A 23,741-nucleotide genomic window follows, 5' to 3' on the forward strand; every position below is an offset into this window, starting at 1 on the left:
ATCATGATGTTCACCTCTTAGCAGACTCTCCTAAATGCAGGAGAGTCTTGTTTTTTATGGCGGCCGGGCACGGGGCTTCGGCTAATAAATCGTTGTTTTAGCTAATAAAACCGATGTTTCGCTATTAAGACAAAACAATTGCTTAAAAGCAGTCAAACGGCTAGTTCCAAAAAATGGTTTGGCTAAATAAATCTCTAAAGCGGCTAGAAAAATCCGCAAACCGGCTAAATAAAGGTGGATTTTCGCTAATAAAATGAAGATTTTGGCTAACTCGGGTATGGCATTAAGTACCTTAAACAACGCTGTCCAGCTTCACCGCCTAACTCCTCGGTCAGAACGGCTCCGCCAGTAAAGGCAATAAGCGCCTTTTCTGTCGGATCCTTTTCTGCCTGTCGGAGCTAAACGGGCGATTCCGCTTTTCTAGTCATGACGGATTATAAGTCGCATCCTCAAACTCCAAATCCTCTTTCCGGTATTCCTTATACATAAATACCATCGGGCAGAATCTGAGAATGCCTTCTCCAACTTTCATTGCACCAAGCAGCATCATGAGCAGAAGAGAATCCTTCCACGGTTTTTTCGAATATTTTGCAGAAGCCCATGATAGTAAAAACAGTCCAATTGTAATTCGGATCAGTCCGTTTACAATACCGATGTTCGGTTTCATAATAAGTTCCTCCTCTTTTTGAAAATAAAGTAAATCTTTACTGCGTTAAACGGTTACATATGTTAACATATAAGATAAGAAATTTAGGGAGGGTCTGAAATGCCCAAGTTACATGCACAATGGAAAGTCCGGCAGATCAGGCATCACATACAAGCGGCATCGGGCCATAAGCCTCCTGCTCTTGTTTTGAAAAATGGGATGTATTTGAACTCTTATCTGAAACGATGGGTAAAAGCCAACATCTGGATTTCAGATGACCGGATTGTTTATATTGGCGATAAGCTTCCTGAAGGCGGGCAAATGGAAATCGCCGATTACGAAAATCGTTTTATCGTACCGGGATATATTGAACCTCATGCTCACCCATTTCAACTTTATAATCCCCATTCTTTTGGGAAGTATGTGTCACAATTCGGTACAACGACACTTATATGCGACAACTTATTTTTGCTTTTTCAGTCCGATAAAAAGAAAGCGCTTACTTTAATCCATGAATTAAATCAGCTTCCTTTGCAGTATTTATGGTGGAGCCGTTTTGATCTTCAGACTGAAGTTCACAATGAGCATGAATATTTATCTCTCGATTTTATGAAAAAATGGATGGAACATGAATATGTTATTCAAGGCGGAGAATTAACGGGGTGGCCTAAGCTGCTCTCGGATGATGATTTGATGCTGTCATGGCTGGTTGAGATGAAAGCGAAGGGAAAACGGATCGAAGGACATTTTCCCGGAGCATCGGCAAACACTCTGAATAAAATGAAATTATTCGGGGCCGACTGCGATCACGAAGCGATGACAGGAGATGATGTTTTAGAGCGGTTAATGCTGGGCTATACTGTTTCACTCAGACATTCCTCGATCCGGCCTGATTTGCCGCAGCTGCTTGATGGCATCCGTGATAAAGAGATTCGCCACTATGATCATTTCTTTTTCACTACCGACGGGGCAACGCCGCATTTTTATAAAAACGGAATGATGGATTCCATGATAAAAATGGCCATTGAGCGGGATATTCCGGCAATTGATGCTTATCATATGGCAAGCTTTAATCCGGCCAAGTATTACCGCATGGAAGATGTAACTGGCGTTGTAGCTCCAGGGCGTTTGGCTAACCTGAATATTTTGGAATCAGTCGAAAACCCATCCCCTGCTGCTGTGCTTTCAAAAGGAAAGTGGCTGAGAAAAGACGGCTTGCCGACTGAATGCTTCGGAGATTTTAATTGGCAAAAAGCCGGACTCGGAAAAATGAAGATCGAATGGTCCTTGTCCTATAATGACCTTCAGTTTTCAATGTTGCTTGGTCTTCAAATGAAGAATGACGTGATTATGGAACCGTACAGCATCACCATCGACAATTCATTTGAAGAACTTGGCAGCCATCATGATGAGTGCTTTCTTGCTTTGATTGATAAGAAAGGTAAATGGCGGATAAACACAATGCTCAAGGGATTTGCCGCCTCACTCGGCGGTCTGGCAAGTACTTATTCAACAACAGGCGATATTATTTTGATTGGGAAAAGCAAGTATGATATGATCACTGCATTTAATAGGATGAAGGAGCTTGGAGGCGGAATTGTCCTTGCAGAAAAGGGGGAAGTTCTGCATGAATTACCCCTTGAACTTTGCGGAGGAGCATCAGCTGAAGAGTTTAGTTTAGTTGTTCAACAAGAGGAAAGATTTAAGCACCTGCTAAAAGAGAGAGGATATACACACGGTGATCCAGTTTATTCCCTTTTTTTCCTATCATCCACCCATTTGCCGTATATCAGGATTACTCCAGTCGGCATCTATGATGTGCTTAAAAAAATAATACTCTTTCCATCGATAATGCGTTAAAATATAAAAGTAAGCAGAAGGTGTCAATCGTGAAAAACAACATGAAAAATATTCAACGGCTGTTCATGGCCTTGATCCTGCTCGCCATGTGTACGGCTTGTAACCAAGAAGAAAAAAGCAGCCCAAAAACGGATGATGTAAAAGAGGAAGAAACATCTGCGCCTATTGTGGAGCAAAACATCTATCCATTAACAGGTCTGCGATCCGATGAGAAAGAAGGACAGCGTGCCTTTGCTGTGATGATCAACAATCACCCGGCAGCCCGTCCGCAGTCTGGACTGCAACAGGCTGATATCGTATACGAGGTTTTATCAGAAGGAAACATCACAAGGTTCCTGGCTATTTATCAGAGCAATCAGCCAGCAGCAATCGGTCCTGTCAGAAGCGCAAGAGAATATTATGTTGACTTAAGCACCGGCTATGATGCGGTCTTTATTAGTCACGGCTGGAGTCCGCAGGCAAAAGAAACGCTTGAAAATGGAAAACATGATTATTTGAATGGCTTGTTTTATGACGGCACACTCTTTTGGAGAGCTGACTTCAGAAAACCGCCGCACAATTCTTATATCTCAGCTGAAAATATAAAAGAAGGTGCAGAGCTAAACGGAATTGAACTGACGAAGCAGCCAAAACCCCTGCCATTTGCTGACGCAAAAGAAGCTCCTAAAGGTGATTCAGGTTTAGAAGCAATTGTCCGCTACGATCAGTCAGATGTGTGGAATTCAGAATATAAATACGACAAACAAACAGAGAAGTACTTAAGATATAGCAACAACAAACAAACAAAAGACCTGGAAACAGGAGAAGCCATTGCAGTTGATAATTTATTTATCGCTGAAATGAAGCACCAAACGATTGACGACTATGGAAGAAGAGCGATTGACTTAACATCCGGAGGCAAAGGTATCCTGCTGCAAAAAGGCGTCAGCCGAAAGGTGGAATGGCGCAATATTGACGGAAGAATCCTCCCTTACTTAAACGGAGAGCAAGTCGGATTTGTACCGGGAAAAACCTGGATTAACATAGTGCCTGCTATAGAAAATCACGTTTCACTCCACTAATTTTCATAAAAGGAGAATGAAGATGCAAATTGAAAAATTACGGGGAAAAGAACTCGACCAATTATTTGAATCTGTTTTATCACTAAAAAACCTTGAAGAATGCTATCGGTTCTTCGATGATCTATGCACAGTGAACGAAATCCAGTCACTTGCCCAGCGTTTAGAAGTAGCACGCATGCTGCGTGAAGGGTTTACCTATCATAAAATTGAAACTGAAACAGGTGCCAGCACTGCGACCATTTCACGCGTAAAACGCTGCCTGAACTATGGCAACGACGCCTACACAATGGCGCTTGAACGCATTCAAACACAGGAAACAAAGGAATCTTGATTTAACAGGTTTCGATTAGAAGAGAATACTGAATAATAAAAGGGATAAAATCACTATGATTTTATCCTTTTATTATTTAGTGATCGGAAAAAATAAAAAGGCGGGCATAAAATAATGCTCACCTTTTCTAAAGTATCAGAATTCATTTAATCTCAAGCATCCATGTCTAGCACCAGCGCCTAGATCCTCGGTCAGAACGGATCCGACGGGCTTTTCTGCCGGAGCGGGCCTTGACGCTTCCGCTTTTCTTGTAACCATGAGAAATTGAGAATACTCCGCGCTTATGTTAAAGATGGCATTCTGAAAAATGAATTAAGTCTAGAAGAAGTTTCATTAGCCAAGAATTTCAAGTAAAATTGAGAGTAAGCTGACAAGTATATTCAAAATGAATCCCTCCACAATGCAGGTTCGTGTTAAATGAAATAACACATTGCTTCTTATTTATCTGATAATAAAACTTATTCTTCATAAATAATGAGAAGCGGTGCCTACTCTTTCGTCATTCCAGTTTTATTCTCCATTTGCGGCGGTTCTTCCATCCAGCCATTTTTAATCATAATTTTTATTCCTTCATTGGCGTAGACATAAATATCTTTTCCTATCAATGCTGTTTTCATGGATATATCATTTCTCAAACTGAAAATGGCTCCAAAACTGCTTCCTACAAGCCCAAACCCATTAAGGAGATAAATACAGAACATCATTAGCTTTTCTGAAAATGGAGGGACTGTCGAATCAGTTACTGTACTCCCCGAAGAAGCTGAGAACTGAACATCGCTGTCGAGGAGAATTTCTTCGAAAAATTTTTATTTGTTTCTTGGCAAGTTCTTTTCCTTTTACGAAATATTGTCTAACTTCCTTGTTCTCATCACATTGTGCAAAACCAGCTATAAGCTGCATGCCGATATTATTTGTTTCGATTCCGTGATGAAGATTGCCGATTTCAATGTCGTTTAAGCCCGATTTTCACCAAAGAAACGAAATCCATTCAAATAGTTTTTACTTTTTATAAATTCGGTTGATTTCGGCATGGTCACTTTTGGCGGCAGAGTAAGAATGCCGTTATTAAGTAAATAATGGGTAGCCAGTTTATAAACCTTTTGGGTGGTAGCCGTTAATCCTTCATAAATGGACATCACATCTTCACGGTACGCCATATTCATGTTAAGGGTGTACATACCCATGCTGAATTCTTTTAAAATACGAAGAAACATAATATCAAATCCATTGTCGTAAAGCTTAGGAGCTTCTAAGTTGACATCTTCTTTCGTAAATCTATTAGGAATGACTACACCTTCCTGCTCAAAAACGCCTTCTATTTTGATTACATAATGATTGAGGTCCTGCCATAATCCTCCCATAATATTAAGGGCTTGCTGATCATCAGCTTTTTCCATGAAATATTCCAGTATTCTAAGGATCAGTGTTTTTTCCTGGTAGGTTAGCCATAGTGTTCCGATCTCAGATGAGCAAATAGGTTTATTTCCATTCAAGGTTTTTTTCCTCCGTTTTTTAAAATTATTATCTTCAATATGGTTTTGAATTATGAATTAAGTCACTTTTAAAACGAACTCGTGAACAGATTGTCAAAACCTTCATAGCACCTGTGCGTTTTTTGAAGGGCGTTAATTTGATATAATGTTTCAGGTGGAACCCGATTGTTAGGAGGAAAGACCATGTATGACGTTACCGAGTGGAAACATGTGTTCAAACTCGATCCAGATAAAGAAATAAGCGATGAGAATCTAGAAATAATATGCGAATCAGGAACAGATGCGATCATTGTCGGCGGAAGCGACAATGTGACGATGGATAATGTGTTAAACTTAATGTCCCGAATCAGAAGATATCTTGTTCCATGTGTGCTTGAGGTGTCAGAAATTGAGTCGATCATACCGGGATTTGACTTGTATTTTATCCCGTCCGTTATGAACAGCACGAATACGAAGTGGGTTATGGGACTGCATCACGAGGCTGTGAAAGAATACGGTGAGATCATGAGCTGGGATGAGCTGATTGTTGAAGGCTATTGTATTTTAAATGGTGACTGCAAAGCGGCAAAACTCACAGAGGCGAATACGGAGTTATCAGCAGATGATGTCATGGCGTATGCACGCATGGCAGAAAACATGTTCCATATGCCGATCTTTTATCTAGAATACAGCGGATCTTACGGAGACGTAAATGTAGTACAGGCTGCAAGCTCTGTCTTATCCTCTACCAAACTATTTTACGGCGGAGGCATTGAAACGCCTGAACAGGCAGCTAAAATGGCTGAATATGCCGATGTTGTGGTTGTCGGCAATGTCATCTATGATGATTTTGGGTCAGCTTTGAAAACAGTAAAAGCAGTAAAACCTTGAGAAGAAATAAATTTTAGCGCATTTATGTCTAGCTCCATCGCCCAGCTCCTAGGCCAGAACAAATACGTCAAAAAAGTCAAACACGGACTTTTCTGCCGGATTCTAATCTGCCTTTTGGAGCTAAACGGGCGCTTCCGCTTTTCGTAATTGCATTTAACTCAGGATATGAGATAAAATAAGAACATACGTTTGATAAGGTGGTGCCCGGAACGTGCAATTTTTAACAGATCAATTATTGAATGGTTTAAACGAAATGCAAAAAGAAGCGGTCAAGGCAACAGATGGACCGCTCTTAATAATGGCCGGAGCAGGAAGCGGCAAGACGAGTGTGCTCACAAGAAGAATTGCCTACTTAATGGTTGAAAAGGGCGTAGCGCCATGGAACATTCTTGCGATTACGTTTACAAATAAAGCGGCTCGTGAAATGAAAGAAAGAATCGGAAAACTGCTTGGACCCGGTGCTGATGATATTTGGATCTCGACCTTTCACTCCATGTGTGTCCGTATCTTAAGAAGAGACATCGACCGGATCGGAATCAGCAGAAACTTCTCGATTCTCGATACGACAGACCAGCTTTCTGTCATAAAATCCATTCTGAAAGAACGCAATATCGATCCGAAGAAGTTTGACCCGCGCAGTATTTTAGGAAGCATCAGCGGAGCGAAAAATGAACTGATCACGCCTGATGAGTTCGAAAAGACAGCAGGCGGCATGTACGAGCAGGCTGCAAGCGATGTTTACAAGGATTATCAAAAGAAGCTGCTGAAAAACCAGTCGCTTGATTTTGATGATTTGATCATGACAACGATTCAGCTTTTTCAGCGTGTTCCTGAAGTGCTTGAGTTTTACCAGCGCAAATTTCAGTTTATCCACGTGGATGAGTATCAGGATACGAATAAAGCGCAGTATTTATTGGTTAAAATGCTTGCATCACGTTTCCAAAATCTATGTGTTGTCGGTGATTCCGATCAGTCTATTTATCGATGGCGCGGTGCGGATATCGCGAACATTCTCTCCTTTGAGAAGGATTACCCGACTGCGAGCGTGATTTTGCTTGAGCAGAATTACCGTTCCACACAGCGTATCCTGGAAGCGGCAAACGGAGTTATAAAAAACAACATGAACCGCAAAGCAAAAAATCTCTGGACGCAAAATGATGAAGGACAGAAAATCAACTATTACCGCGCTGACAGTGAATCAGCCGAAGGGCAGTTCGTAGCGGGAAAAATCAATCAGCTTGTTTCTTCAGTAGGAAGAAAGCTATCTGATTTTGCGATTCTCTACCGCACCAATGCACAGTCCCGTGTTATTGAGGAAATCCTGCTCAAATCAAATATCAATTACACGATTGTCGGCGGCATTAAGTTCTACGACAGAAAAGAAATTAAAGATATCCTTGCGTACTTAAGATTGATTGCCAATCCGGATGATGATATCAGCTTGGCGCGTGTTATTAACACGCCTAAGCGCGGTGTAGGCGCCACATCAGTCGATAAGATTGCTCAGTATGCGCTTGATAATGATTTATCTCTGTTCGGTGCGATTGAGCAAATCGAATTTGCAGGCGTAAGCGCGCGTGTAGTCAGTGCGATGGTGGATTTCCGAGAGCTTGTCCGCAACCTTGCAAACATGCAGGATTACTTGTCTGTCACTGAGCTTGCTGAAGAAGTGATTGAAAAGACAGGCTACCGCGAAATGCTGAAAACAGAAAAGACAATCGAAGCACAAAGCCGTCTTGAGAATATAGATGAGTTTTTATCTGTTACGCAAAACTTCGAGAAAAACAGTGAAGATAAAAGCTTGGTTGCCTTTTTAACCGATTTGGCTTTAGTTGCGGATATTGATAAATTAGATGAAGATGAGGAAGCCTCTAAAGAAGCTGTCGTGCTAATGACTCTTCACTCTGCAAAAGGACTGGAGTTTCCGGTTGTCTTCTTAATGGGTGTCGAGGAAGGGGTATTCCCTCACAGCCGTTCTCTTATGGAAGAAGCGGAAATGGAAGAAGAGAGACGTCTTGCTTATGTCGGCATTACCCGCGCAGAAAAAGAACTGTACATTACGAATGCTAAAATGAGAACTCTTTTCGGACGCACAAGCATGAATCCTGAATCCCGTTTCATATCAGAGATTCCGTCTGAACTGCTGGAGGATTTAAATGAAGTGAAAAAGAGCGCTTCTCCATTTGCTGCGAAAACCCGTCCTGACAGAAGGCCTCAGGTCAACAGACCGATTGCGGCTTCAACAGGCGGAGACGAAATTGCCTGGTCTGTCGGCAATAAAGCGGAGCATAAAAAATGGGGAATCGGCACAGTTGTCAGTGTAAAAGGCGAAGGAGAAGGCAAAGAGCTTGATATTGCATTCCCAAGCCCGGTAGGCATTAAACGGCTGCTTGCCAAGTTTGCTCCGATTCAAAAAGTGTAGACCGTTACAAGAAAGGAATGGACCCCGGATGGATATGACTGCAGCCAAACAACGCGCAGAAACTCTGCATGAATTATTAAATAAATACAACTATGAATATCACGTTCTTGATAAACCGACTGTGGCTGACTCTGAATATGATCAGCTTCTTCATGAATTAATCGAGATTGAAGAATCGTTTCCTGAACTGAAGACACCTGATTCCCCAACGCAGCGTGTCGGCGGTAATATCCTTGAAGGGTTTAAAAAGGTGCAGCATAAGAAACCGATGCTAAGCCTAGGAAATGCCTTCAATGAGCAGGATATCAGAGATTTTGACCGCCGTGTGAGACAGGCAGTCGGCGATGATGTTCAGTATATGGCTGAACTGAAAATTGATGGACTTGCCGTATCTCTCCGCTACGAAAACGGTGCATTCGTACAAGGTGCAACCCGAGGCGACGGCACAACAGGCGAAGACATTACCGAAAACTTAAAAACAATCCGGTCCATTCCGCTTAAATTAAAGAAAAACCATTCAATCGAAGTGCGCGGCGAAGCCTACATGCCAAAAGCATCTTTTGAAAAATTAAATGAAACAAGAATTCAGCTGGAAGAAGAGCCGTTTGCCAACCCCCGCAACGCGGCAGCAGGCTCCCTTCGCCAGCTTGACCCTAAAATTGCGGCGAAACGAAATCTGAATATTTTCGTCTATAGTATTGCAGACCTTGGTGAAGAAACTGGAGCGGCCACTCAAAGTGCGGGACTTGATGCTCTTTGTGAGCTTGGTTTTAAAACGAACACAGAGCGCCGCAGATGCGAATCAATTGACGAAGTGATTACTTTGATTGAATCATTTCAGGAAAAAAGAGCAAATCTGCCTTATGAAATTGACGGCATCGTGATTAAAGTTGATTCGATTGAACAGCAGGAGGCGCTTGGCTTTACAGCTAAAAGTCCTCGCTGGGCAATTGCCTACAAGTTTCCTGCAGAAGAAGTGATGACGAAGCTGCTTGACATTGAATTAACAGTTGGACGCACTGGTGTCATCACTCCAACTGCCCTTTTGGAGCCTGTACGTGTGGCTGGTACAACGGTGAAACGCGCTTCGCTTCATAATGAAGATTTAATTCGTGAAAAAGATATTCGTTTGGGAGACTATGTCGTTATCAAAAAAGCTGGAGACATTATTCCCGAGGTTGTCAATGTGCTGCTCGAGCATCGCACAGGCGATGAGGAAGAGTTCAAAATGCCGACTCATTGTCCTGAATGTGAAAGCGAGCTTGTCCGAATCGAAGGCGAGGTTGCGCTCAGATGCATCAATCCGAAGTGCCCGGCTCAGATTCGCGAGGGATTAATTCATTTTGTTTCAAGAAATGCCATGAACATTGATGGACTTGGCGAGCGTGTCATTGCGCAGCTTTTCAAAGAAAACCTGATTAAGGATGTTGCCGATCTTTACAAATTGACCCGCGAGCAGCTGCTTGAGCTTGAGCGAATGGGCGAGAAATCAGTGGACAACCTGCTTCAGGCAATCGAAAACTCAAAAGAAAGTTCACTTGAGAGATTGCTGTTCGGACTTGGCATCCGTTTCATCGGAGCGAAGGCGGCCAAGACGCTTGCTCAGCATTTTGAGACAATGGAACGATTGCAAACAGCATCAAGAGATGAGATTATTGCGGTTAATGAAATTGGTGATAAGATGGCGGATGCCGTTGTGACGTATTTTGAACAGCCTGAGATGAATGAGCTGATTTCTGAGCTGAAATCATGCGGAGTCAATATGGCATACTTAGGACCGAAGCTTGTTAGAGCAGAGGAATCAGATTCCTTCTTTGCAGGCAAAACGGTTGTTTTGACTGGAAAACTAGAAGAGCTCTCCCGAAATGAAGCAAAAGACCAAATCGAAGCGCTTGGCGGCAAAGTAGCCGGAAGCGTCAGCAAAAAAACAGATTTAGTCGTTGCCGGGGAAGATGCAGGAAGCAAGCTTTCAAAGGCTCAAGAGTTAAACATCGAAATTTGGAATGAGAAGAAACTGCTTGAGGAATTAAAAAAATAAGAGGTGTATTCCGACTTGAAAAAAGTAATGGTAATGCTGCTCGCAGGCTGTATATTCCTTTCAGCCTGCGCACCCAGCTTTGATGATCAAGAGGAAATCGTGCGGGAAACAGAAGATAAATCAACCGAAAAAGCGATCATTCCGAAATACAACATTTCAGACTCCTACTATAAAATGATCCTCCCTTTTAAAGAAGGAAAAGCAAGAGGACTCATTGCTGAAAACATCAATACCCGTTTAGACATCGACGAATTTGAAACGGGACTGATGAGAGTGGCGCAGGAAGAATTTTCTCCTGACAATCATCTTTATCAGGAGGGACAGTATCTTGATGAGAAAACCGTTCGGGAGTGGCTTGGCCGCAAACTTGAAGGGGACGAATTGAAAGAAGCGCAGGAAAAAGCAAAAGCGAATAAAGAAACCTTCAAAAATGAGGGTCTGAACCCAATTGCAAGCACTGAAGGCGACTATATTCAGCAAAATGAAAAAACCCCAATCTACTTAGCACACATGCTTGAACACAATTACTTAGTCCGCAAAAGCGAAAATACAGTCGAGCTTGGCGGAGTTGTCATTGGACTTGCTCTAAACTCGGTTCATTACTACCGTGAAGCGGTCGGTGAGCCGCAGCGTGAATATGTAATCGATCCGAAAAAGCTTGAAGCAGAGGGGAAAAAGATGGCTGAGGAAGTCATTAAGCGCGTCCGAAGCCAAAAAGGCCTAGAAAATGTACCAGTTGTCATTGCGTTATACAAGCAAGCACCGAAGTCATCCATTGTACCTGGAAACTTTATTGCAAGTACAGTAGTAGACGCCGGCAGCAATCAAATCGACAAATGGGACAGCATTGACGAGGAATACGTCTTTTTCCCATCGCCTCAAGGTACGGAAGACTATCGGGAGGATGCCAATCTCTTTGAACGATTCAAACAGGACATCGACGAATTTTTCCCTAACTACACAGGCGTTATCGGCAAAGCGCTTTACAAAGGGGAAGAAATGCAAGAATTGAAGATTGATATACCTATGCAATTCTACGGAAAATCAGAAGTCATTGCCTTTACCCAGTTTGTCACAGGTAAAGTGGTCGACTATTTCCCGGATTACGTTTCAGTTGAAGTAAACATCAATTCAACAAGCGGCCAAGAGGCGCTGATCGTGCGTAAGCCAGGACAGGAAAAGCCGACCGTTCATATTTATAAATAATTGATTAGCCATCTCGCATGTGTGTGGGGTGGCCTTTTTATATGGTGTGCTTTCAAAAACATCATAAAGCAAACAAGAATGGCCCTTTGCTAGCTGCACTTGGCACCAGTTAAATCCTGTGTTTGGGTACTCAAAGAGAGCGTATGATGCCCCTATACAGGCTAAATCCTGGATTTGTGTACTCAAAGAGAGCGTATGATGCCCTTAAACAGGCAAAATCCTGTGTTTGAGTACTCAAAGAGAGCGTATGATGCCCTTAAACAGGCAAAATCCTGGATTTGGGTACTCATAGAGAGCGTATGATGCCTCTATACAGGCAAAATCCTGTGTTTGGGTACTCAAAGAGAGCGTATGATACCTTTAAACAGGCAAAATCCTGTGTTTGGGTACTCAAAGAGTGCGTATGATTCCCTTAAACAGGCAAAATCCTGGATTTGTGTACTCATAGAGAGCGTATGATGCCCTTAAACAGGCAAAATCCTGGATTTGTGTACTCATAGAGAGCGTATGATGCCCTTAAACAGGTTAAATCCTGGATTTGGGTTCTCAAAGAGAGCGTATGATCTTAAACAGGCAAAATCCTGTGTTTGTACTCATAGAGTGCGTATATATTTGAGAAAAGCATTCATTCGCTCACAAAAAAATAGAAAATAAAAAACTCTATAAAACTAAAAAACTTAATATTGTGACATTTTATCATAGTTTGAAAGTTTCCGCCTCTTTCGTTAGAATGGTGGGGTAAACGTTTCATACTTGCAGGGAGGCGAATTAGATTCATGATACCGTACAAACACGAACCATTTACTGATTTTTCATCAGAAGAGAATAAGAAAGCCTATCTAGAAGGCTTGAAGCTTGTCGAGTCATACTTAGGACAGGATTATAACTTGGTTATTGGCGGAGAGTGCATTTCCACAGAGGATAAAATTGTTTCTGTGAATCCTTCAAATAAAGAAGAGGTGATTGGCCGCGTTTCGAAGGCGAACCGGGAGTTAGCCGAAAAAGCGATGCAAGTGGCAGATGAGACATTTAACATGTGGCGCAAAGTAAAGCCGGAAGTTCGTGCGGACATTCTTTTCCGTGCAGCTGCGATCATTCGCCGCCGCAAGCATGAGTTTTCAGCGCTTTTAACGAAAGAAGCAGGCAAGCCTTGGAATGAAGCGGATGCTGATACTGCAGAAGCGATAGATTTCATTGAGTACTATGCCCGTCACATGCTGAAATTAAAGGATGGCATGCCGGTTGAGAGCCGTCCTGGTGAATATAACCGTTACAGTTACATTCCTCTGGGTGTAGGGATTATTATTTCCCCGTGGAACTTCCCGTTTGCGATTATGGCAGGTACGACAATTGCCGCTATCGTAACAGGAAACACTGTGTTACTAAAACCGGCTTCAACTACTCCAGTTGTCGCGGCTAAGTTTGCAGAAGTTATGGAGCAGGCAGGACTTCCAAAAGGAGTTTTAAATTTCGTGCCAGGAAGCGGCTCTGAGGTTGGCGATTATTTAGTTGATCACCCACGTACTCGTTTTATCAGCTTCACGGGTTCACGTGATGTCGGAACTCGCATTTATGAGCGTGCTTCTAAAGTGAATGAAGGGCAAATCTGGCTTAAGCGCGTGATTGCTGAAATGGGCGGCAAGGATACAATAGTCGTTGATAAAGACGCAGATTTAGAATTAGCTGCACAATCAATCGTGAAATCAGCATTTGGATTCTCTGGACAAAAATGCTCGGCTTGTTCACGGGCAGTGATCGTTGAGGATGTGTATGATCAGGTTCTAAATCGCGCAATCGAGTTAACAAAAGAATTGACAGTCGGCGATACAGCAGACGGATCTTATTTCATGGGTCCTGTCATCGACCAGGCTGCATTTGATAAAATTATGAGCTATGTAGAAATCGGCAAAGAAGAAGGCAGGCTCGTTGCAGGCGGAGAAGGAGACAGCTCGAAAGGCTTCTTCATTCAGCCTACAATCATTGCGGATCTTGATCCAAAAGCACGCTTGATGCAGGAGGAAATCTTCGGGCCGGTTGTCGGCTTTGCAAAAGCAAAAGATTTCGACCATGCAATTGAAATTGCCAACAACACTGACTACGGTTTAACAGGGGCAGTCCTTACAAACAACCGCGATCACATTGAGAAGGCGCGCGAAGACTTCCATGTCGGAAATCTGTATTTCAACCGCGGCTGTACAGGAGCGATCGTTGGATACCAGCCATTTGGCGGCTTCAACATGTCCGGTACAGATTCAAAAGCCGGCGGACCGGATTATTTATTGCTTCACCTACAGGCAAAAACAACTTCAGAAACGCTTTAATAGAAGGGAAAAGAGCTTAAACAAACGTTTGTTTAAGCTCTTTTTTATGAGATAAGCTCAGATGGCAATGCGTATTTACTTTTAACTGGCATCTTGTTTGTATTCAGTCTGGCATCCATGATCCTTTCCTTCGCTAGTCTAAAAAATAAAAAAGAAACGATAAAACGCTTAGGGTGCAATCTCCTAAGCGTTTTATCGTTTCTTACTTTGTTTCTTCCTCTAAAACTTCTTCCATTTCAGCAAACGTATTCTGAACATTCTTTGAAGGTCTGCTTGTGATTAAGCTGACTGCGTAAACCGCAAGTAAACTTAAGAAGAAGCCAGGAATCATTTCATACATAAATTCTTTCAGTGCAGGGACGTTTACCCAAATCAGTACGGTAACAGCACCGACGATCATACCGGCAAGCGCGCCCCACTTTGTCATGCGTTTCCAGTATAGGCTGAGTAGGACGGCTGGTCCGAATGCAGAACCAAATCCCGCCCAAGCATATCCGACCAGGGAAAGGATAGTGTCGCTTGGTTCCAGGGATAGCAGGACACCTACGATTGCAACAAGCAAGACTGCGAGCCTTCCAACGAGAACAAGCTCTTTATCAGAGGCATGTCGCTTGAAGAACGTTTTATAAAAGTCCTCTGTCAGGGCGCTCGCTGTAACAAGCAGCTGTGACGAAATGGTACTCATGACCGCTGCAAGGATTGCTGCAAGCAGGAACCCTGTAATAAACGGATGGAAAAGCACTTGGGAGAATTTGATGAAGATCGTTTCAGGGTCTGCAAGAGAAGCCCCTGTCTGATTAATATAGGCAATACCGACAAGTCCTGTAAGCATCGCACCAATAATCGAGATAATCATCCAGACCATGCCAATTCTTCGTGCAGGCTTTAGTTCCTTAATAGACGATATCGCCATAAAACGAACGATAATGTGAGGCTGCCCAAAATATCCAAGTCCCCAAGCTAAAAACCCAAGGATACCGATAACAGAAGTTCCTTTAAAAATATCCATGTATGTCGGGTCTATTTCACGGACAACGTCAAATGCAGGCCCCACTCCTCCAAGTTCCATAAATGCGACAATCGGTACAAGGACCAGCGCAAGGAACATGATGATGCCCTGTACAAAATCAGTTAAGCTGACGGCAAGGAATCCGCCAAAAAGAGTGTATACCATTACAACACCGGCTGTAAGAAGCATACCAAACAGGTAATCCGTTTTAAAGGCTGACTCAAACAAAAGTCCTCCTGATACTAATCCTGCAGATGTGTAAAGCGTAAAGAATATAACAATAACGATTGCAGAAACAAACCGGAGCATGCGTGACGTGTCTTTAAAGCGGTTTTCGAAGTAATCCGGGATCGTAATGGAGTCGTTTGCTACCTCTGTATAGGTACGCAGGCGAGGAGCTACAAGAATATAATTTAAATAAGCCCCTATGGATAAACCAACTGCAATCCACATACTTGATAATCCGGTTGTATACATCGCACCAGGAAGCCCCATCAGCATCCAGCCGCTCATATCAGATGCACCTGCCGACAAAGCAGTAACTGCAGGTCCAAGCCCGCGTCCTCCCAGCATGTAGCCAGATACATCATTTGTTGATTTTTTGAAGGCATAGAAACCAATCAGAAGCATGCCGACAAAATAAATTCCAAGTGATAAAATTGTTCCGATTTCCACCAAATCTCTCCTTTGACATAAGTGATAGTGTGATAAGAACCAAATATCGCAATCCGTTCAGCCCTATGGTTTACTAACCTAACAAACTATTCTCAGTGTTTCAAGGATATGAAACAGGCATGGCGCAGTTTTGAGCGCTTGTGATCTATGGGACATGTATAAGTAAGCGCTTTCTAAAAAGAATTAAAGTAAAACTATTTAGAATTTTCTGATGTAACCTTTTCTATCATTAATGCGTATTATGCCCTGTCGGATTTAAAACAAAAACAACTTTTTTCAAGCGGATAGGCAAACTGACATGCTGCTACAAATGATAATGAGATAAAAATGTACGTATGTCAGGAGGATTGAACATGGATTCAAATCGAAAAGATCCGATGAAAATGATCAATGATTTTTTTGTCTCGCTCCCAAAGCATACCCTTCTCGGAAGCATTGATGACTATTTTAAACATTCTTTTGCTCCAAGGGGATTTCCGGTTGTGATCGATGAATCAGACGCAGCATTTATTGTGAAAGCGGAACTGCCCGGCATCGAAAAAGAGAATATAAAGCTTGAGATTTTGGGAGAAGAACTGATTATTACAGTAAAATCAGATAAGAATGAGAAGAAAAACGGCAAACAATCAATACTGATCCCCCCGTCAGCTGTAAAACTACTGGAACGGTGTGCTGAAAATTACGATTCCGAAGAAGCCATCAACGACAATCGAGATTGATTGAAGTAAAACCACAATCTGAGATTCTCCAAAATTTAAGTAAAATAAGCTAGTAAAATGATGCAATTAATAAAAAAATAAAAGAGAAGAATAAGATGATAAACAGGCGACGGATGCATATTCCGGCGCTTTTTTTGTGTGAGAATGATCTAAGTAAAATAAAAGATAAAATAGTAAAAAATTTTAGTTAAATTTTACTTGAAGTTTTCTGATTATTATTCTATTATTTGTGTAAACGATTTCATTTTGAGGTGCTTTCGAAGGGGGAAGTGCTGCAGCCGTTTGAAATGAAAATCATGGAGCGAGGGGACACACATTATGAATGCTGAGAAATTAGAAGGCTTATTCAGAGAAAAGTTCGGGAGAGGGGACTATCGCAGCTTCTTTGCACCTGGACGCATTAACCTGATTGGAGAGCATACAGATTACAACGGCGGGCACGTCTTTCCATGTGCGATTACGTACGGAACCTACGCGCTTGCTGCAAAGCGTTCAGACCGGATGCTGCGCATGTACTCGGTGAATTTTCCTGATAAGGGAATTGTTGAGTGCTCCCTTGATGACTTGGGCTATCAAACAGAACACGATTGGGCGAATTACCCTAAAGGGATGATTGCAGTTTTAAAGCAACGCGGTTTTCTCATTGAAGAGGGACTTGATCTCTTCATCTATGGAAACATCCCGAATGGCGCAGGCTTATCATCGTCCGCCTCCATTGAATTGGTTACTGGCGTGATGCTTGAATCTCTCTTTGATCTGAAAATAGACCGGATTGAGCTCGTCAAGCTTGGTCAAATCGTTGAAAATCAATACATCGGCGTCAACAGCGGGATCATGGATCAGTTCGCCATCGGCATGGGGAAAAAAGCGTGCGGTATACTGCTTGATTGCCAGACACTGAAATACCGCTACGCTCCCATCCAGTTAGAGCAGCACGTTATCGTGATCATGAACACAAACAAACGCAGAGAGCTTGCCGCTTCAAAATACAACGAACGCCGTAAGGAATGTGAAGATGCTCTGAAAATCCTGCAGAATAAGGTACCAGTACAGTCACTTGGCGAGCTGTCGATGGAAATGTTCGATAAATACGCAGATTCTATTGCAGATGAAACCGTAAGAAAGCGCGCGCGTCATGCTGTCAGTGAAAATGAGCGTACCATTCATGCACTTGAAGCTCTTGAAAAGAACGACTTATATACATTCGGCGAATTAATGAATGCTTCCCACCGCTCGCTGCGGAACGATTATGAGGTAACAGGTACAGAGCTCGATGCACTTGTCGAGGCTGCATGGAAGCAAAACGGCGTTATCGGTGCGCGCATGACAGGTGCTGGCTTTGGGGGATGCGCCATCGCGATTGTTGAACGCGGAAGTGCAGGTGATTTTCTTGAAGAAGTCGGTCAATCTTATTTAAAAGCGGTCGGCTATGAAGCATCCTTCTACATCGCAGACATCGGGGATGGAGCATGTGAAATTGAATTGGGGGTTCATATATGAGCGTTTTAGTTCTTGGTGGAGCCGGCTACATCGGCTCCCATGCAGTCTATCAATTAGCAGATCATGGATTGGACGTTGTCGTGGTCGATAACCTCCAGACCGGCCACAAAGAAGCGATCCATCCGAGAGCAAGTTTTTACGAAGGCGACTTGAGAGATCAGGCATTTTTAAACAGCGTGTTTGAAAAAGAAGAAATCACACAGGTGCTGCACTTCGCAGCCAACTCCTTAGTAGGAGAATCCGTCCTGCAGCCGCTCAAGTATTTTCACAACAATGTCTACGGATTACAGGTTCTGCTTGAAGTGATGCAAAAGCACGGTGTGAAAGAAATCGTCTTTTCATCGACAGCAGCCGTATACGGTGAGCCGAAGAACATTCCGATTACAGAAAGCGAACTCACCAATCCTGCAAATCCATACGGCGAATCAAAGCTGATGATGGAAAAAATGATACGCTGGTGCGAGCAAGCATATGGCATCCGCTATGTATCCCTGCGCTATTTCAATGTTGCGGGAGCAAGAGCCACAGCTGAAATCGGCGAGGACCATACACCTGAAACACACTTAGTTCCAATTATTCTGCAGGTTGCATTAGGACAACGAGAGCACATCTCGGTATTCGGAGATGATTATGCAACGCCTGATGGCACATGCATCCGGGATTACGTCCACGTGGAAGATTTGATCGACGCCCATCTGCTTGCCCTGAACTATTTAAGCAGACAAGGCGAAAGCATCATTTTGAACCTCGGCAGCAGCCAGGGCTTCTCGGTTAATGAAATGCTTAAGAAAGCAAGAGAAGTGACGGGCCATCCGATTCCTGCAAAGGTTGCACCTAGACGTGCAGGCGACCCGAGCACACTTGTCGCTTCATCCGAAAAAGCAAGAGCGATTCTCGGCTGGGAGCCATCCCGCACGAATATCAAAACGATTCTGCAGGATGCATGGAATTGGCACCAAACAAAACCAAACGGATATGGAGAGGATTCCAGATGAACAATTCTTCATTCGTCAATCAATTAGTAGAGCAAGCCATCCAGAAAAAATTCATCACTGACAGAGACCGGATGTATGCCCGAAACCAGATTCTCGGTCTGCTTGGGATTGATGCCTATGAAGAATGTGACCTGCCGGAAATGCTGCTTTCCATACCGGATCTGCTTGATATTATAGTCGAGCAGACAGCAAAACGAGGAATCATTGAAGGAACCTTTGATGAAAAAGAAAAGCTGTCTGCAAATCTGATGAATGTGTTTCTTGATAAGCCGTCCGCGATTCAGCAAACGTTTGAAGAGTATTACAGCCTGTCACCTGAAATCGCGACAGATTACTTTTACAAGCTGAGCCAGAACAGTAATTACATCCAGACAAAACGAATCGCGAAAAACATCCATTACAAAACGCCGACTGAATACGGGGAGATTGATATTACGGTCAACCTCTCCAGGCCTGAAAAGGATCCGCGCGATATCGCACGGGAGCGGGCAGTCAAATCGGCAAGCAAGTATCCGAAATGCCTGCTTTGCGCTGAAAACGAAGGCTACACAGGACGCATCGGACACCCTGCGCGATCCAATCACCGTGTGATCGAGCTGAACCTTGAGAATGAGCAGTGGTATTTTCAATATTCGCCTTACATTTATTACAATGAGCATTCCATCGTGTTATCCGGCGAGCACAGAGACATGAAAATCAATGGGGACGCCTTCCGAAGGCTGCTTGCTTTCGTTGAGCAGTTTCCGCACTATTTTATCGGCTCGAATGCGGACCTTCCAATTGTCGGCGGATCAATCCTCTCTCACGATCACTATCAGGCGGGCAAGTACACGTTTGCGATGGCTGAAGCTCCTGACGAAGAAAAATTTGAGATTGCGAGCTTTCCTGAGGTAGCCTTCTCAAAGGTGAAATGGCCAATGTCGGTACTGAGACTGCGATCATCAGATAAAGCGGCGCTCGTTACAGCAGCAGAGCACGTGCTGAATACATGGAAAACCTATTCCAATGAAGAAGCAGAGATTATTGCTTTTACAGGAGACGAATCCCATCAAACGGTGACGCCGATTGCAAGAATGAGAGACGGCCGCTTTGAGCTTGACCTTGTCCTCCGCAACAACCGAACAAGCGAAGAGCATCCGATGGGGATTTTCCATCCCCATGCAGATTTGCATCATATTAAAAAAGAAAACATCGGACTGATTGAAGTCATGGGCTTGGCGGTCCTTCCTGAGCGTCTAAAACATGAGCTTCAGCAAATAGAAGCATTCCTTCTTGGGGAAGAGGCTGAAGTCCCGGAGCACCATGAGGAATGGGTTCAGCACTTAATCTCGAAATATCAATCGTTTGAAAAAGAAACGGCTGATGGAATCCTGAAAAAAGAAGTTGGATTAAAATTCAGCAGAGTATTAGAGGATGCGGGAGTTTTTAAAAGAACAAATGAAGGGAATAATCATTTTAGTCATTTTATCCAGAGTTTAAAAAGAGAGAGGAACGATGAAAATGAAAATCCTTTACGAAACGATACTCACGCACCCGCAGCAAAACATTGAGAAATATACGCTTGAAAACGATCAGGGCTTTTCGGTCAGCTTCTTAAACCTTGGCGGAACAATCATGTCGATCATGGCGCCTGATAAAAACGGAAACTTTGAAAATGTTGTATTAGCTTATGACCATGCTGAGCAGTATATCGAGAATCCATATTATTTAGGAGCACTGATCGGCCGCGTGGCAGGACGGGTTCCAAATGCAGAGCTTGGTCCGTACAGACTTGAGGCAAATGAAGGAGAGCATCATTTGCATGGTGGTCCTCATGGCTTTCACCAGGTTTTCTGGAACGTAAAAACCGTTGAGCATGGGGATTCAGCAGAAGTGATCCTCACGCATTTCAGCAGGGATGGGGAAGGCGGCTATCCTGGGAATCTTGATGTACAGGTAACATACCGTCTGGACTGTGACAATACCTTCACCATTGATTACGAAGCACGCTCGGACAAAAATACATGGCTCAACCTGACAAACCACGCTTATATTAATTTATCAGCAGACAGCGGAAGGGACGTACTGAATCACTCTCTTACAATGAAAAGCGATGCCATCGCTGAATTCGATGACGATTTGATTCCAACAGGCAGATGGATTCCTGCAAAAGAAACCCCGTTTGACCTGAAAACTGGTAAACTATTAAGAGAAGCAGCAGAGTCTGACCACGAGCAGATCGACAAGGCCGGAAACGGTTTTGACCACCTTTTTCTATTTGAACAAAGTGAGCTCAACCAAGTGTCAGTAGAGGAGCAGGAAAGCGGACGGAAGATGGTTGTGCAGACAACAGATCCAGCAGCTGTCATCTACATGGCGAATAAAATGGATACCGATCATCCATTAAAACCGGGTCAGGCAACCGGGCCATATGCGGCAATCTGCATTGAGACACAGCGCATTCCGGAATCGCTGCTGATCCCAGGTCTGCCGACACATAAGCTTGCGGCACATGAGGCATACAGATCCAGAACATCATTTACATTCGGACTAATATAGAAAGCGGAACCGCCTGGTTAGCTCCGACAGGCAGATCCGTACTGACCGAGGAGTTAGGCGGTGGAGCTGGACAAGGATATGAAAACTTTCTGATTTTAACAAAGGGGTTACGGTATATGGCGGCTACGATAAAAGATATAGCTGAAAAAGCGGGTGTATCCATTGCGACGGTTTCGAGGGTCCTGAACTTTGACGAAACGCTATCCGTTGGAGACGAAACGAAAAAGCGAATTTTCGAAGTGGCAGAGGAGCTGTCTTATCAAAAAAGAAAAACAAAGAAAAGTCTCGTTCCAAAGATCGCCATCGTGCACTGGTACACAGAGCAGGAGGAGCTGAACGATCTTTACTACATGTCGATCAGGCTCGGTATTGAGGAGCGGGCGAAGAGTCACAACCTTCAGCTTGCAACCTATTTTTACGACGATTTTGAAGCGATCAACCAGGATCAGCTTCAGGGTATCGTCGCAGTAGGCAAATTCAGCAACCAGCAGGCAGAGGAATTCAAAAAAGCAGCGCGAAACGTCGTCTTCGTCGACTCAAGTCCGGATCCGGAAAAATTCGATTCCGTCATCGTCGACTTCGAACGGGCAACAGAGCGCGTCCTCGACCATTTCATCGCAAAAGAACACACACAAATCGGCTACATCGGCGGACGCGAAACCTACCGCGAGCACAGCACAGCACTTGACGATCAGCGCGAGCAGACATTCATCAAGTACTTGTCTGGGAGAGGCATGCTGCGCGAGGACGCCATGTTCATCGGATCATTCACCGTAAAGGACGGCCACCGCATGATGTCCCAAGCCATTGCAGAGCTCGGTGCTTCCCTGCCAAGCGCCTTCTTTGCAGGCAACGACTCCATCGCGATCGGCAGCCTCCAGGCCCTGCACGAGCACGGCATCCGCGTCCCGGAGCAGGTCAGCATCATCGGGGTAAATGACATCAGCGTCTCAAAGTACATTTTCCCGGCGCTTAGCACGGTGAAGGTATACACAGAGGTCATGGGTGAGACGGCTGTTGATCTCCTGGTCGAACGCATCACCGAACGTAAAATCGCGAAGCAAGTAGTGATCGCAACCAAGCTGAAACTGCGCCAGAGCAGCAAATAGAGCTTAATCAAACGTTTGTTTAAATGAAGAACACCGCATGGATGCTGGTGTTTTTTGTTTTTTAGGAGACGGTTGGAAAAAAGAAAGTATTAGTTGGAGTTTGGCAAGTAAAGGTGGGATTCCGGAAAGTATTTGGGGCGGAATGGAAAGTATTTTGCTGAGATTGGAAAGTAAGTGAGGGTTTTGCTAGAAACGGAGGGTAGTTTAATTGGGTCCAACGACAAAGCGCTGAACTACTTCATCGAAGCAACCGGCGGCAAAGTACCTGTCAGCTCACCATCCGAAGCAACACGCAACTTCGTCCTTGCACATAAGCTGTTCATGGACCGGCTGATTTCAATGAACAAATACACGCGGTTCAAATCCCAATGAGCGCAAGTGGTATTAATCTCACAACTGAGCGACTCATCAAATCGCTGCATAAACGAAACATCGCTGTGCAATACTGGACGATCAACGATGAAGACAGTGTCCGGAGGCTAGTTGAAATCGGCGCGGACGGCATTATGACGGATCATCCGAACATTGTGAAAAAAGTGCTGGATCAGGAATACGGAGAGGCGCAATAATTACGGCCTTCTGTTGCTTTAATGCACTGACTTTTGATATCATCAGAGTATTGTTTATAAGAGATTTAACGGAGGTGGAGCACATGTCACGCATTTCAAAAGAAGAAGTGAAGCACGTTGCGAATTTAGCGCGTTTAGCGATCACGGAAGAAGAAACGGAAATGCTCACAACTCAATTGGACGCGATCATCACATTCGCCGAGCAATTGAATGAGCTTGATACAACAGGCGTTGAGCCGACAACACATGTATTAGAGATGAAAAACATTCTGCGCGAAGACAAAGCAGAAAAAGGATTGCCAGTAGAGGATGTCGTGAAAAACGCTCCTGACCATAAAGACGGATACATTCGCGTGCCGTCCATTTTAGAATAAGGAGG

At 43.8% G+C, this 23,741-nt stretch carries 21 protein-coding genes and 1 pseudogene; 17 read left to right on the plus strand and 5 right to left on the minus strand.

The features are described 5' to 3' along the window. Nucleotides 1-81: 81 nt before the first annotated feature. A complete protein-coding gene (locus tag LIT25_01975) occupies nucleotides 82-300 on the minus strand; it encodes a hypothetical protein (GenBank protein USK34203.1) in 219 nt (72 codons plus the stop codon). Nucleotides 301-424: 124 nt separating this feature from the next. After that, on the minus strand, nucleotides 425-667 hold the full coding sequence (locus LIT25_01980; GenBank protein ID USK34204.1) for a DUF2892 domain-containing protein: 243 nt from the start codon (nucleotides 665-667) through the stop codon (nucleotides 425-427). A gap of 99 nt (nucleotides 668-766) precedes the next feature. Here LIT25_01980 and LIT25_01985 point away from each other — a divergent pair, with 99 nt between their 5' ends. From LIT25_01985 to LIT25_01995, 3 genes are read left to right on the plus strand one after another with little or no spacing between them, the layout of a single operon-like run. Further along, nucleotides 767-2,506 (plus strand): amidohydrolase family protein, encoded by a 1,740-nt coding sequence (locus LIT25_01985; GenBank protein USK34205.1) that lies wholly within the window; start codon nucleotides 767-769, stop codon nucleotides 2,504-2,506. Nucleotides 2,507-2,535: 29 nt separating this feature from the next. Further along, complete coding sequence (locus LIT25_01990) at nucleotides 2,536-3,567, plus strand: DUF3048 domain-containing protein (protein USK34206.1); 1,032 nt, start codon at nucleotides 2,536-2,538, stop codon at nucleotides 3,565-3,567. A gap of 22 nt (nucleotides 3,568-3,589) precedes the next feature. Further along, entirely contained in the window at nucleotides 3,590-3,898 is a 309-nt protein-coding gene (locus LIT25_01995; protein USK36121.1) for a YerC/YecD family TrpR-related protein, read from the plus strand. A 488-nt stretch (nucleotides 3,899-4,386) separates the two neighbouring features. Here LIT25_01995 and LIT25_02000 read toward each other — a convergent pair. Together LIT25_02000 and LIT25_02005 are read right to left on the minus strand one after the other, a co-directional pair. After that, nucleotides 4,387-4,846: pseudogene (locus tag LIT25_02000) on the minus strand (DUF3231 family protein). Nucleotides 4,847-4,851: 5 nt separating this feature from the next. Then, nucleotides 4,852-5,391: a DUF3231 family protein gene (locus tag LIT25_02005; protein ID USK34207.1), complete on the minus strand. Its 540-nt coding sequence runs from the start codon at nucleotides 5,389-5,391 to the stop codon at nucleotides 4,852-4,854. A 183-nt stretch (nucleotides 5,392-5,574) separates the two neighbouring features. Here LIT25_02005 and LIT25_02010 point away from each other — a divergent pair, with 183 nt between their 5' ends. From LIT25_02010 to pruA, 5 genes are all read left to right on the plus strand, one after another. Then, nucleotides 5,575-6,261, plus strand: a complete 687-nt coding sequence (locus tag LIT25_02010; protein ID USK34208.1) for a heptaprenylglyceryl phosphate synthase — start codon at nucleotides 5,575-5,577, stop codon at nucleotides 6,259-6,261. 211 nt (nucleotides 6,262-6,472) lie between these two features. Further along, entirely contained in the window at nucleotides 6,473-8,683 is a 2,211-nt protein-coding gene (pcrA, locus tag LIT25_02015; GenBank protein USK34209.1) for a DNA helicase PcrA, read from the plus strand. 28 nt (nucleotides 8,684-8,711) lie between these two features. Beyond that, nucleotides 8,712-10,721, plus strand: a complete 2,010-nt coding sequence (gene ligA, locus LIT25_02020; GenBank protein ID USK34210.1) for an NAD-dependent DNA ligase LigA — start codon at nucleotides 8,712-8,714, stop codon at nucleotides 10,719-10,721. A gap of 27 nt (nucleotides 10,722-10,748) precedes the next feature. After that, nucleotides 10,749-11,927: a CamS family sex pheromone protein gene (locus LIT25_02025; GenBank protein ID USK36122.1), complete on the plus strand. Its 1,179-nt coding sequence runs from the start codon at nucleotides 10,749-10,751 to the stop codon at nucleotides 11,925-11,927. Nucleotides 11,928-12,703: 776 nt separating this feature from the next. After that, complete coding sequence (pruA, locus tag LIT25_02030) at nucleotides 12,704-14,248, plus strand: L-glutamate gamma-semialdehyde dehydrogenase (protein USK34211.1); 1,545 nt, start codon at nucleotides 12,704-12,706, stop codon at nucleotides 14,246-14,248. 202 nt (nucleotides 14,249-14,450) lie between these two features. On the opposite strand, the gene putP is transcribed toward pruA, so the two are convergent. Next, nucleotides 14,451-15,932, minus strand: a complete 1,482-nt coding sequence (gene putP, locus LIT25_02035) for a sodium/proline symporter PutP (protein USK34212.1) — start codon at nucleotides 15,930-15,932, stop codon at nucleotides 14,451-14,453. A 353-nt stretch (nucleotides 15,933-16,285) separates the two neighbouring features. Here putP and LIT25_02040 point away from each other — a divergent pair, with 353 nt between their 5' ends. From LIT25_02040 to gatC, 9 genes are all read left to right on the plus strand, one after another. Beyond that, on the plus strand, nucleotides 16,286-16,651 hold the full coding sequence (locus LIT25_02040) for an Hsp20 family protein (protein ID USK34213.1): 366 nt from the start codon (nucleotides 16,286-16,288) through the stop codon (nucleotides 16,649-16,651). Between the two features lie 318 nt (nucleotides 16,652-16,969). Then, nucleotides 16,970-18,151, plus strand: coding sequence for a galactokinase (locus tag LIT25_02045; GenBank protein USK34214.1), 1,182 nt, complete (start codon nucleotides 16,970-16,972; stop codon nucleotides 18,149-18,151). Then, nucleotides 18,148-19,146, plus strand: a complete 999-nt coding sequence (galE, locus tag LIT25_02050) for a UDP-glucose 4-epimerase GalE (GenBank protein USK34215.1) — start codon at nucleotides 18,148-18,150, stop codon at nucleotides 19,144-19,146. Before LIT25_02045 ends, galE begins: the two co-directional genes overlap by 4 nt. Beyond that, entirely contained in the window at nucleotides 19,143-20,696 is a 1,554-nt protein-coding gene (galT, locus tag LIT25_02055; GenBank protein USK34216.1) for a UDP-glucose--hexose-1-phosphate uridylyltransferase, read from the plus strand. Before galE ends, galT begins: the two co-directional genes overlap by 4 nt. After that, the gene (locus LIT25_02060) at nucleotides 20,641-21,684 is read left to right on the plus strand and encodes a galactose mutarotase (protein ID USK34217.1); all 1,044 of its coding nucleotides are present in this window, start codon (nucleotides 20,641-20,643) and stop codon (nucleotides 21,682-21,684) included. Before galT ends, LIT25_02060 begins: the two co-directional genes overlap by 56 nt. Nucleotides 21,685-21,800: 116 nt before the next feature. Next, the gene (locus tag LIT25_02065) at nucleotides 21,801-22,793 is read left to right on the plus strand and encodes a LacI family DNA-binding transcriptional regulator (protein ID USK34218.1); all 993 of its coding nucleotides are present in this window, start codon (nucleotides 21,801-21,803) and stop codon (nucleotides 22,791-22,793) included. Nucleotides 22,794-22,830: 37 nt separating this feature from the next. Next, on the plus strand, nucleotides 22,831-22,971 hold the full coding sequence (locus tag LIT25_02070) for a hypothetical protein (GenBank protein USK34219.1): 141 nt from the start codon (nucleotides 22,831-22,833) through the stop codon (nucleotides 22,969-22,971). A gap of 190 nt (nucleotides 22,972-23,161) precedes the next feature. Then, nucleotides 23,162-23,362, plus strand: a complete 201-nt coding sequence (locus LIT25_02075; GenBank protein ID USK34220.1) for a hypothetical protein — start codon at nucleotides 23,162-23,164, stop codon at nucleotides 23,360-23,362. A gap of 83 nt (nucleotides 23,363-23,445) precedes the next feature. Continuing rightward, nucleotides 23,446-23,736 (plus strand): Asp-tRNA(Asn)/Glu-tRNA(Gln) amidotransferase subunit GatC, encoded by a 291-nt coding sequence (gene gatC / locus LIT25_02080; GenBank protein USK34221.1) that lies wholly within the window; start codon nucleotides 23,446-23,448, stop codon nucleotides 23,734-23,736. Nucleotides 23,737-23,741 lie beyond the last annotated feature (5 nt).

This window comes from Bacillus sp. F19 (assembly GCA_023823795.1).
Taxonomy (GTDB): domain Bacteria; phylum Bacillota; class Bacilli; order Bacillales; family Bacillaceae; genus Bacillus_P.